At 69.3% G+C, this 11399-nt stretch carries 11 protein-coding genes; 4 read left to right on the top strand and 7 right to left on the bottom strand.

What is annotated here, in order from left to right:
* On the top strand, nucleotides 1-269 hold a 269-nt coding region (locus VF794_RS24255), incomplete at its 5' end, for a Rieske (2Fe-2S) protein (RefSeq protein WP_331114310.1).
* A 45-nt stretch (nucleotides 270-314) separates the two neighbouring features.
* Here the strand turns inward: VF794_RS24255 and VF794_RS24250 are convergent.
* The 4 genes from VF794_RS24250 to VF794_RS24235 are packed head-to-tail and all read right to left on the bottom strand — an operon-like array spanning nucleotide 315 to nucleotide 4443.
* Nucleotides 315-1031: a hypothetical protein gene (locus VF794_RS24250; RefSeq protein WP_331114308.1), complete on the bottom strand. Its 717-nt coding sequence runs from the start codon at nucleotides 1029-1031 to the stop codon at nucleotides 315-317.
* Entirely contained in the window at nucleotides 1028-2125 is a 1098-nt protein-coding gene (locus VF794_RS24245) for a hypothetical protein (RefSeq protein ID WP_331114306.1), read from the bottom strand. Before VF794_RS24245 ends, VF794_RS24250 begins: the two co-directional genes overlap by 4 nt.
* A 24-nt stretch (nucleotides 2126-2149) precedes the next feature.
* Entirely contained in the window at nucleotides 2150-3235 is a 1086-nt protein-coding gene (locus VF794_RS24240; protein WP_331114304.1) for a hypothetical protein, read from the bottom strand.
* Nucleotides 3232-4443 (bottom strand): glycosyltransferase, encoded by a 1212-nt coding sequence (locus tag VF794_RS24235; RefSeq protein WP_331114303.1) that lies wholly within the window; start codon nucleotides 4441-4443, stop codon nucleotides 3232-3234. Before VF794_RS24235 ends, VF794_RS24240 begins: the two co-directional genes overlap by 4 nt.
* Before the next feature lie 395 nt (nucleotides 4444-4838).
* Here VF794_RS24235 and VF794_RS24230 point away from each other — a divergent pair, with 395 nt between their 5' ends.
* Nucleotides 4839-7526 (top strand): galactose oxidase-like domain-containing protein, encoded by a 2688-nt coding sequence (locus VF794_RS24230; protein ID WP_331114301.1) that lies wholly within the window; start codon nucleotides 4839-4841, stop codon nucleotides 7524-7526.
* Nucleotides 7527-7596: 70 nt separating this feature from the next.
* On the top strand, nucleotides 7597-8385 hold the full coding sequence (locus VF794_RS24225; protein ID WP_331114299.1) for a 4'-phosphopantetheinyl transferase family protein: 789 nt from the start codon (nucleotides 7597-7599) through the stop codon (nucleotides 8383-8385).
* Here the strand turns inward: VF794_RS24225 and VF794_RS24220 are convergent.
* Nucleotides 8382-9146, bottom strand: coding sequence for a thioesterase II family protein (locus tag VF794_RS24220; protein ID WP_331114297.1), 765 nt, complete (start codon nucleotides 9144-9146; stop codon nucleotides 8382-8384). The genes VF794_RS24225 and VF794_RS24220 overlap by 4 nt on opposite strands.
* Nucleotides 9147-9385: 239 nt before the next feature.
* Here VF794_RS24220 and VF794_RS24215 point away from each other — a divergent pair, with 239 nt between their 5' ends.
* Nucleotides 9386-9772 (top strand): DUF488 domain-containing protein, encoded by a 387-nt coding sequence (locus VF794_RS24215; RefSeq protein WP_331114295.1) that lies wholly within the window; start codon nucleotides 9386-9388, stop codon nucleotides 9770-9772.
* A 162-nt stretch (nucleotides 9773-9934) separates the two neighbouring features.
* Here VF794_RS24215 and VF794_RS24210 read toward each other — a convergent pair whose 3' ends face one another.
* Both VF794_RS24210 and VF794_RS24205 read right to left on the bottom strand, forming a co-directional pair.
* Nucleotides 9935-10159 (bottom strand): DUF2283 domain-containing protein, encoded by a 225-nt coding sequence (locus VF794_RS24210; protein ID WP_331114293.1) that lies wholly within the window; start codon nucleotides 10157-10159, stop codon nucleotides 9935-9937.
* Nucleotides 10159-11399: hypothetical protein (locus tag VF794_RS24205; protein WP_331114291.1), on the bottom strand; the 1241-nt coding region annotated here is incomplete at its 5' end. The genes VF794_RS24210 and VF794_RS24205, both read right to left, overlap by 1 nt.

Genomic DNA, 11399 nt, shown 5'->3' with positions numbered 1-11399 from the left:
TGGCCACCGAGGCGCGCAAGGAGCGCACCGTGGTCACCGCCGGCGGGCAGCGCTACTCCGTCAACCGCTTCTGCCCGCACCAGGGCGCGGACCTCAAGGAGGGCTGGGTCGAGGAGGGCCGCTACCTCGTGTGCCCGCGCCACCGCTGGCGCTTCGACCTCCAGGGCGAGGGCGTCTGCCCCACCAACGGGTGCTCCGTCCGCGCCGAGTGCCTCGGCAAGGAGGAGGAGAAGCACGCGTCCTCGGTGGAGCTCCAGCCGACGGTGTGAGTCCGTGCAGGTCCCCTCTCCCTTTGGGAGAGGGGTGAAGCCGGTTCACGGAGCGGAGAGCAGCTCCACGTGGAAGCGGCCGTTGTCGGTGCGCAGGCCCACCGGCCCATCGAAGCTCAAGGCCTCGGCTGGCAGCGGCCCTTCCCACACCGGCTCGCCATCCACCCGCACCGTCAGCGTCGCGCCTTGGAGTTCGGCTCGCAGCGTGTGGCTGTCGCCCGCCTCGAGCTCGGGTACCCGCGCCTTCGTCCGTGGCTTCACCGTCTGGTAGCCGCCGTTCCCGCAGTCGTCCGAGCGGTGCATCCCCGGGTTGCTCTTCACCGACACCACCAGCCCCGGCTTCGGCTCGATGCGCCACATCACGTAGACGACGTTGCACCCGTCCCGCGCTCGCAGCTTCAGCCCCACCTGGCGCCGCAGCTCTCCCGAGGCCAGGGGCTTCTGCTCGCGCGTGGCCCCCAGGTACGTGAAGCGCAGCTCCGCCACTCGCGCCTCCTCCGCCTCCGGGGTCTTCAGGGCTCGCGTCTTCAGGGCCCGCACCGTGGGGGCCTCGCGCGAGGGCCCCGAGGCCACCGCGCGCACCTTCGGTTCCTCAATGACCAGGCGCCCGTTGGGAAGCGACTCCAGCTTGCCCTGCGTCACCTTCATCCGCTTCAACTCCACCGCGGTGAGGGCGTCGTCCGGCTTCATGGGTTTCTCCGCAGACGCGGGAGGGGCCAGCATCCCCAGCAACGAGGCCACCAGCACCCGACGGACCTTCACGGTCGCTCCTCCCCGAGGAACCGGCCCAGCTCCTCCACGTGCGTCTTCAGCCACGCCCGCTCCGAGCGCAGTCGTGCCAGCTCCAGCACCAAGTAGTCCCGGTAGCGGCGCACCTTCGCCGTCTCCATGGCCTGGAGCTCCTTGAGCTGCCCCTCCAGGTCGCCCACCAGCACCGACACCTCGCGCAGGCGCGTCTCCTCCGCCCCGTGCGTCGCCCGCAGCTCGCGCACCAGCCGGCCCACCTCCTGGCTCATGCCCTCGACATCCTCCTCGAGCGCATGCCGGCGTCCTTCTCTCGCCCGCGCGTTCGCCGCCGGCTGCCACAGGCCTCCCAGGTTGTACGAGACCGTCAGCATCCCGAAGAGCGGCACGTCCCGCCGGACGTTGATCAGCTCGTCATACCCGCCGCGCAGCCGCACGCTCCACGCCGTCGCGCGCCGCAGGCCCCCGGACTCCTCCTCGGCCCGATCATCCGCCGCGCGCAGCTCCTGCAACCACGTGGACAGCGGACGCTCCGCGGGGCGGGGGAGGGCGGCGAGCCGCTCGCGCTCCTTCGCCGTCTCGTGTGCCAGCGCGCGCAACCCGTCCAGCCGCAGCTGAAGGGCGTTGAGTTCCTCGATGGTGGCCCGGCCCGCCTTCACGTCTTCGCGCAGCGAGGCCAGCAGTTGCTCGGCCTCGGGCAGGGCACCCTCCAGCACCCGGGCACGCGCGGCCAGCGCGGCCTCGGCGCCCACGTCCGGGCCCCGCTTCACGGCGGACTGCAAGGCCGAGAAGGCCCGGAAGCGCTCGCACTCCGCCTCCGCCCGGCGGCGGATCGTCAGGCCCCGGTACAGCCCCACCACGTCGTAGCTCAGCCCGGCGGTGAGCCTCGGCGTGGTGCCGCCCAGGGGCACGCCTCCTCCGGCCTCGCCCGCGTTCACCAGGCCCACGCTCGCGAACATGTCTGGTGCGAGCAGCACCGCCGCCTCGGCGTCTCCCACTCCGCGCACGAAGGCGCAGTAGCCCGGCTCGCGCGGCGCTCCGGCCGGCTCCTGGGCTCGCGCCGCCCCCGCTCCGAGGCTGGCCAGCACGCCCCATGCAACCGTCCACCGCATCCGCATCTCCTTTCCGGCCTCGCGCTACAGCAGCAGCGGCGCTCGCCCCAGGTGCAGCAATTCCTCGTGCGACCAGCGCTCGTCCTGGAGCTCCACCTCCACCATCACGCCTCGCAGCATCGTCTGGCGCACCGGATGCTTGACGGTCACTTCACCCGTCAACGTCTGGCCCACCACGCCCACCTCCTGGCACCACAGCAGCCGCAGCGCGCACCGGTAGAGCGGCGTGCCCTGCCGCGCGTTCTCCAGGTTCTCGTACGGCACGAAGGCCACCGTCAGCCCCCGTTCGATCGCCTTGAGCCACGGCGAGCTCCGGATGGAGGCGAGCAGCGCGTCGTAGCGCGCCACCGCCCCGTCCATCGAGCGCAGGCTTTCCTTCAGGTGCTTGCGCTCGCTCTCCGCGCGCGTCACCTCCAGCACCGAGCGCGTGTACTCCCGCTCCAACAGCAGCACCTCGGTGGTGAGGCCCTCGGACTTGCCCGCCAGCGAGGCGTCGAAGCCACCCAGCTCGCGCTTCACCGCCTCCAGCTTCGTCTGAAGCTCGGCCTCGCCCTCCGCCAGCGACAGGTTGCTCTGCGCCATCTGCGCCAGTTGGTGGTTCTCCGTGAGCCGCTCCTCGCGCTCCAGCAGCCGGGCCTCGTAGAGCGCCTCGGTGCGCGTGCGCGCCATGCCCGCGTAGGCCCGGTTGGACTCGGTGATCTCCCCGGCCGCCTGAAGGTACTCCTGGCGCAGCGCGGCCAGCCGGCGCAGCGACTTCGCCCGGGCCGCGCGCTCGCTGCCCAGTGCCACCTGGAAGCGCTGCTGGAAGTCCTTCTCGGCGCCGAGCAGCCGCTCGGCCTGCTCCAGCCGCGCCTCCAGCTCGCGCTTGTCCGCCAGCACCTTGTCCCGCGCCGCCGCCTGCTGCGCCAGCTGCGCGTTGAGCTGGAGGATCTCCGGATCCGTGGGTGACACCACCGTGGGCGTCAGCCAGCCGCGGCTCACGAAGAAGAAACCCTGCACGCCCAGGTACGAGACGAGCCCGACCAGGATGATCGTCAGCAGCACCGTGCCCAGGACCTTGTAGAGGTTGACCGCGAGGGTGTTGACCTTGTTGGCGATGCGCTGATTCATGGTGTCGAGCCCCCTCCAACCGGCTGGCCAGGTGGCAGGGGCTTGTTGCGCGTCTCCCAACTGCCCGAGTCCAGGGTGAAGAGCGCCAGCGGCGTGAAGAGCGCGTAGGTGATGGGCATCAGCAACCCCATGGGAAGGAAGGAGAGGGCCGGCACGCGCATGTCCGCGGGCAGGTGTCTCTTGTCGATGCGGTAGATGAGCCCCATGGCCCCCATGATGAGCATGTGCAGTAGCAGGACGCCCCAGAACTGCCCGTTGAGCAGGTTGTGGACGATGATGACCGGGTAGGAGAGCAGCAGCGCGAGCTGTGACACGTAGTGGACGGTCAACACCGGGTGCAGCCGCCAGGCGTGGCTCAGTCCGCAGATCATGTCCACGAGGTTGGAGCGGCGCCACCGCAGCTGCTGCGAGAAGTAGCCCGCCAGCGTGGCTGGCGCGGCCGTCTCGCACCATGCCTCGGTGGTGTAGACCGTCTCGTAGCCCGCCTTGACGATCTGCCGCGTGAGGAAGCGATCCTCGCCGTACTTGATGGGAATGCCGGCGATGTTGCGCGCCTCGAGGATGGGCTCCAGCTCCAGCAGCACGTGGCGCCGGTACGCGGTGAGGCACCCGGACAGGCACAGCACCGTGCGGAAGCTGCGCTCCAGGTCCTTGAGCCACTCCTGGGCGAAGTAGAACTTGATCTCGATCATCCGCGTCATCCAGTTCTGATGACGGTTGGACACGTAGGTGCGGCCACCCACCGCGGCGATGCGCGGGTCGACGAAGCGCCGCACCAGCTGGCGCACGGCGCTCGGGTGCACCACCACGTCCGAGTCCACCGAGACGACGATCTCGCTGTCCACCTCGCGCACGGCCCGGGCGATGCCCTTGCGCTTGCCCATGTTGTGGGGGTTGCGCATCACCCTCACGTTCGGGTGGCCCTCGGCCGCCTTCATGGCCCAGGCGTGGCTGTCGTCCGTGGAGCAGTCGTCCACCACGCAGATGCCCAGCTTGTCCCGGGGATAGTCCTGCTCCAGCAGGCTGCGGATGGCGTGGTAGATGCCCTCGCCCTCGTTGAAGAGCGGGATGATGACCATGACGGTCGGCTGGTAGCTGTCATCCGTGGCGTCGACCCGGGCGCCTCGCAGCCGCCGTAGCAGCGGACCGAGCACGTACCGGTTCATCATCACCACCAGCACCAATAGGTGCACGGGGAAGAGTTCCATATCCCATCCGGCTCGCGGATGAGCCCGGCGCGCCCTCGCCGCACACACCTCGTGTGTCGGTTGGCCCCCGGTCTCGCCTCGCCCTGCCCGCCCCCCTCTTCCCCGAGCGCCTCGCATGTTTCCCACGTGGCTTCGGGGCCGCCTGAAACTCGACCCGTGCCAACCCGTGGACAACTACCCCGCAGGGCAGTGGGAGTGTCCGTCACCGACTGCGTACCCCTCGGGAGATGTCGGATGTGGGGACACATGGGCGACCGGGCTGTCGATCAGGGTGCAGGCGCTCCAGACCGGGGCACCGCTTGGCAACGCGGGCGCGGGCCCTACGTTCACCCGGCGGCAACGGCTTGGGGTTGGTGGGGAGGGGGAGCACGATGTTGTGGAAAGTGAATGCTGGAGTGAGACGCCTGCTGCTCGCGGTGGGCACGCTGTTGGCGGTGGTGCCGCTGGGGGCGAGCGCGGATCCAAAGGTGGTGGGGGAGTGGTCGCCGATGACGACCTTCCCGGTATCCGCCACGCACACGCACCTGTTGCCCACCGGCAAGGTGATGTTCTTCGGTGAGTTCGACGAGGGCCTGAGTCCACCGCAGCTGTGGGATCCCGACACGGGGACGCTCTCGAACCTGCCGCTGGCGGACTACAACATCTTCTGCGCGGGCCACTCGTACCTGGCGGACGGGCGGCTGCTGGTGACGGGCGGCCACGAGGAGTCCCACGTGGGCTACCCCTACGTGAGCATCTTCAACCCCTTCACGCTCACGTGGAGCCGCACGCAGAACATGAATGACAACCGGTGGTACCCCACCAACACCACGCTCCAGAACGGAGACGTGGTGGTGCTCTCGGGGGAGACCCACGCGGCGGGCACCTCCAATGAGCTGCCACAGGTGTGGCAGGCCTCCACGGGCCTCTGGCGAAACCTCTCCACCGCCCTCCAGGACCTGCCCTACTACCCGCGCATGTTCCTCGCGCCAAATGGCAAGCTGTTCTTCGCTGGCCCCTGGCGCGGCTCCCGCTGGTTGGATCCGGAGGGCACCGGCACCTGGTTCGAGGGCCCGCGCAGCGGGTACAACGGCCGCGCCTACGGCTCGGCGGTGATGTACGGCACCAAGGTGCTCATCATCGGCGGCGGCAGTCCGCCCACGGCCACCGTGGAGGAGATCGACCTGGCCTCGCCCACGCCCACCTGGCTCGCCCGGGCCCCGATGGCCTGGCCCCGGCGGCAGCTCAACGCCACCCTGCTGCCGGACGGCAAGGTGCTGGTGACGGGTGGCAGCGGCGGCGCGGACTTCGATGACGAGAGCCTGCCCGTGAAGGTGCCGGAGCTCTACGACCCCGACACCAACACCTGGACCAAGCTCGCTCCCGCGGTGGACTACCGTGGCTATCACTCGACGACGCTCCTGCTGCCGGATGGGCGCGTGCTGACGGGCGGCGGTCGCAACCGGCGCACCGCGGAAATCTTCTCGCCCCCGTACCTCAAGCAGGACGGTCCGCGTCCCGTCATCCAGACCGCTCCAGCCCTCCTCACGCCGGGTACCAGCTTCGTCGTGCAGACCCCGGACGCGGCGCAGGTGAGCAAGGTGACGCTGCTCGCCCTCGGCTCGGTGACGCATGCCTTCGATCAGAACCAGCGCTTCCTCAAGCTGGCCTTCACCCCGACGAGCGAGGGCCTGAGCGTGACCGCTCCCGCCGACAACCTCGCCGCGCCTCCGGGCTACTACATGCTCTTCCTAGTGGACGGGCGCGGCGTGCCCTCGGTGGCGCGCATGGTGCGGGTGGCCCCCAAGGCGCTGCGCCTGCAGAAGAAGATCGTCTTCAGTGACACGTGGAAGTACGACGACCGGGGCATCGACCACGGCACCGCGTGGCTGGCCCGGGACTTCGATGACTCGGCCTGGAAGTCCGGCGCGGGGCAGCTCGGCTACGGCGATGGGGACGAGACCACCGTGGTGAACATGGGCTCGCCCACCATCCCGACGACCTACTTCCGCAAGAAGCTCACCCTGGACAACCTCGTCAACGATGCCCGCCTGGAGGTGCTGTACGACGACGCCATCGCCGTGTGGATCAACGGCGTGCCCGTCTTCTCGCGCAACATGGGGGGCGGCACGGCCTACGCGGCCTGGGGGACCGGCTCGGCGACCAACGCGTACGAGCGTGTGACCATCCCGCTCACCTCCAACCCCTTCCGCGTGGGCGAGAACGTGGTGACGGCCATCGTGAAGCAGGTGGCCGCCACCTCGACGGACCTCACCTTCGCGCTCGGGCTGGAGGTGGAGCAGGCCACCGGCCCGGTGCCGGACACGCTGGTCGTCACCGCGCCCAACGGTGGCGAGGTGCTCCAGCCGGGCACCTCCACCTCCATCACCTGGTCCAGCCACGGCAACGTGTCGAGCGTGGACCTGGCGCTCTCCACGGATGGTGGCGCGAGCTGGTCGCCCATCGCCTTCGGGGTGGCCAACAGCGGCGTGTACGCGTGGACGGTGCCGGACGTGAGCACCACCCAGGCCCGGGTGCGCATCTCCCGCGTCGGAGAGGTCGCGCTGTCGGACGTGAGCAACGCCTCCTTCACCATCAGCCGCCAGTCGAGCGTGATGGCGATCCCCTTCCGCTCCGTGTGGAAGTACCAGGACAGCGGGACGGATCCCGGCATGAACTGGAACCTGGCGACCTTCGATGACTCGGCCTGGAAGTCGGGCGCGGGACAGCTCGGCTATGGCGATGGCGATGAGGGGACGGTGATCACTCGCACCTCTCCGTCCCAGTCGAGCGTCTACTTCCGCAAGACGATCACCGTGAACGGGACCGTCACCCAGGCCAACCTGCGCGTCCTCTTCGACGATGGCCTCGCGGTCTTCGTGAATGGGACGCAGGTGTTCGCGCGGAACGTGGACAAGGGCCTCGCCCACGACAAGTACGCCAGTGCCGGCACGGAGAACGAGCTCGTCACCGGCACCATCCCCGCCAGCGCGTTCGTCCCGGGGGCGAACACCATCGCCGTGGTGGTGAAGCAGACGGGTGGCACCTCGCCGGACCTGACGTTCGATCTGGAGCTCCAGCTCGGCGTCGTCAGTGGTCCGTGAACGGGGAGGCGGCGCGCTGGCTCCCGGGCTGGCGCGCGCCTCCGTGACGCGATAGGGGAGGGGTCTCGCCATGACGCCGAGCCCCCCCACCGAACCGCTTCTTCCTCCTCGACCCGACGAGGTCCACCTGTGGGTGGTGGAGCCGGAGTGTGTCACCGAGCCTCGGCTCCTCTCCGCCTACCTGCGGCTGCTCGATGCGGGCGAGCGCGAGCGCCACCAGCGCTTCCGCTTCGAGAAGCACCGGCACCAGTTCCTCGTGTCGCACGCCCTGGTGCGTGTCACCCTGTCGCGCTACGCGTCGGTACCTCCCGAGGCCTGGCGTTTCGTCACCAACGCGTACGGGCGACCGGAGCTCGTCGGCGAGGGGTTACCCCGGTTGCGCTTCAACCTCTCGCACACGGACGGCATGGCGGTGTGCGCGGTGGCGCTCGACATGGAGGTGGGGGCGGACGTGGAGTACGCCGAGCGCCCCGGCCAGACGGTGGAACTGGCCGACTCCTTCTTCGCGCCCGTCGAGGCGGCGGCCCTGCGCGCCCTGCCTCCCGAGCGCCAGCGCGAGCGCTTCTTCGAGCTGTGGACGTTGAAGGAGGCCTACATCAAGGCGCGGGGCGCGGGGCTGAGCCTGCCGTTGGAGCAGTTCGCCTTCCACCTGGAGCCCGGGCGGCCGCCGCGCGTCACCTTCGATGCTCGGCTGGGAGATGAGCCCGAGTCATGGCAGTTCGTGCGGCTGCGGCTGTCGGCGGCGCACCCCGTGGCGGTGGCGGTGCGTCGGGCACGCGGCCTGCCGTTGCGGGTGCGCTGCCAGCGGACCGTGCCGCTGGCGGGGGACACGGCGCCCTGGTTCGTCTCCGCCGACTAGGCGCCGAGTTCGGGGCACCAGCGGACGAGCTCCTCGCGCAGCGCCGCCAGCAGCGGCTCACGGGCGGTGCGCAGGAAGAAGTGGCGGCCGGGGAAGACGCGGGTGCGGAACTCGCCCGTCGTCAGCTCGCGCCAGTGCTCGAGGTCCCCGGCGGGCACGTACGGATCCTCTTCGCCTGCCCACGCGGAGAGGGGGCAGGCCACCGGCAGCGCGGGCGTCACGGTGTCGGCGATGGCGAAGTCGGCGCGCAGGGTGGGCAGCACCATCTCCAGCAACTCGCGGTGCTCGAAGACCATGGCGGGCGTGCCCTCGTAGCTGCGAAGCAATTGGATGAAGCCCGCGTCATCCAGCTCCCCCCGGGATGGGCGGTGGCGGTGGGGCGCGTTCGCGGCGGCCATCACCATGCCGAGCGGCAGGGGCGCGCCCCGGGCCTGCCAGCGCTGCGCGAGCGCCAGGGCGATCCGCGTGCCCATGCTGTAGCCGAAGAAGACGAAGGGCTTGTCCAGCAGCGGGGCGAGCTGGGGCTCCAGTGCGTCCAGCAGCGCGGGCATCTCCCGAAGAGCGGGCTCGAGGATTCGCCGCTCTCGGCCCGGCAACTGGATGGCACACAGCTCCACGCCCGTCGGGAGCGCGGCGCCCCAGCCGTTGTAGATGGACACGCCTCCCCCCGCGTACGGGAGGCAGAACACCCTCAGGCGCGCGCTTGGATTGGGCTGGCGGGTCGGGAACCAGGGATGAATGGGGGCGGATGGTCTCGTCATCTTTTTGAAACTCGGATTGACTTCATAACAGGGAATTCCTCCGGGTTGGTGAGCGAGATGGGGGAGAGCGGCCACACCGGGTGTCGCCAGGGCGGCGCGAGCGTGCGCTGTCGGACGGATGCGGCCCGGGGTGTACTTCTCATGCGGATGAGACGCTGGCCGCCCAAGTGAGCGGCCCGCCACAGGCCTGGGGGCCCGAGCGAGGCAGCAAACGGCCGCCTCGGATGTTCAACGAGGCCATGCCCCTCAAGACCAAGCGCTGGTGTGTCCCCGCCGAGCCGGACGACGGCTACCGGGTCCTCGTCTGCCGGTTCCGCCCCCGAGGCCTGCCCAAGGCGAAGGAGACCTGGGACGTGTGGATGAAGGAGCTGGGTCCCAGCGCGCCGCTGCTCGCCGACTTCCACGGAAAGGGTGGCGTCACCATCACACTGGACGCCTATCGCGAGCGCTACTTGAGCGAGATGGAGGGGCAGAAGGAGCGCATCGCGGAGCTGGCCGCGCGGCTGGACCGCGGGGAGAACGTGACGTTGCTGTGCTCCAAGGACTGCATCATCGAGCCGGCCTGCCACCGCGCCATTCTCGCCGAATTGGTGGAGGCGGCGCGGCGTCGCGCTCCCTCGCCGTAAGGGCCCACCTCCTTGGGTCGACACGTGCCAGTGCCACCTCCAATGAACCAGCGAATGGAGTCCGTCGCATTGGCAGCGGCGAGGCAGGAGGAGAAGAAGGAATGGGCGCGCAGCTTTCTTGGGATGGGTTGCTCCCCCGTTCGCTTCATTGTCGGCAGAGCATTACGCCAGGATCTCGATTCCGACCAGGACTCCATCCTGGTCGAAGTCAAGCACCACATCCGGGCCCGTGTAGGAGCCCATGAGCTCGACCAGCCTGATCGACTTGGACATCTTGCAGGTCTCGCCGGGGTGGTTTGGGAGGCGCAAATAGGCCACGTCCTGATCGTCTTCGGATACTCGCAACTCGAAGCGCCCGAGCTTCTTCTTGGAATCCGTCTGCCCCATTACGGCCTCCACTGCAAAACGGTCTTCAGCTTCAATACACCATCCCTGAACTGGTAGACGACCGCACCACGTCGGCCAAAGCCAGGAACGATGACGCGGTCCGCGTGGGCCGTGTCCCGAATGGTTCCGGGCGGAAGCCCCGACTTCTCTATCTGCCGGCCGAACTCCTGCAAGGCTGCGCGAGCATCCTGCACGCTCGAGAAACCAGCCCGTTCAACCGCACGTTCAGCCGCGTGTGGCATGTTGCTGTTGACCACCTTGTCAACGTGGGTATCCGACGCGCCTCCTGTCAACTCGCCCGTGACATGACCGTTGCCTCGGCCATCTCCAGCCGACATCGCCACGGCACCCGGAGCAAGAGCGATGGTGACGGCCTCGGCACTCACGGCAACCGTCTCTACCTGCCCCACTGCCGCGAGGCGGATGCCCACCTGCGTCTCCGCCTGTGCCGCCGCCTGCATCGCACCGGGCAGCGTCGGCACCTTCGCCGCCAACCCTGTCGCCGTGTTACCGAGCGCCACCGTGGCCAGCATGGCGAACGCACGCGCCGTGTTGCGGCCCATCACCTTGCCGTACCGTTCCCCGGCCTCGCGCAGTTCGTTGAACGTGACGGCCCGATCCGCCTCGTCCATCAGCCGCTTGAAGCCCACGACGAGACCCCAGAAGGTATCGATGCCCACGTAGGAGATGAGGGTAGCGGTCATCACCGCCGCGAGGCCCTTCGAGACCGTCACGTCGGGAATGGAGATGAGGACCATGTACGTGGTCCACGTCCAGAGAACCGCCGCCACCATGGCGTGTGGATCGGCCATGTCCTTGAACGCCTCCAGCATCTCGTCCAGCACGGCGCCCTTGGCGAGGGCCAGGGCCAGAGCGAAACGGCCGTCCCCGTTGACGATGGGGCTCTCCGTCAGCAGGCGGAGACAGTCTCCGGGCCTGCCGGTGCGCTCGCACCAGCGCAGATAGCCTCGCGTCAACTCCACCTCCGCCGCAGTTGACTCTCCCTCCAGGTGTTCGCCCGTTCCGAGCGGAGTGAGGTGGCGGCTGCGTGTGTCATACGAGTACGAGCCGCTCCGGGCCTCCATCTCGAACAGCCGCCGGGCGGCTTCCTGGGGCCGAGTGGAGGGCCGAACCTCCCAGGCACGCTTCGCCACGGCCTCCTTGAACTCGTTGCCGTTCAACTTCACCGGCTCGGCACCGGAGCGTGGGGTGAAAACGAGCGTGTCGGCCTGACCTGTGT

This window comes from Archangium sp., from assembly GCF_036389735.1.
Classification (GTDB): Bacteria; Myxococcota; Myxococcia; order Myxococcales; family Myxococcaceae; genus Archangium.
The sequence above is the reverse complement of the archived record's forward strand: the minus strand, read 5'-3'. Positions and strand labels throughout refer to the sequence as shown.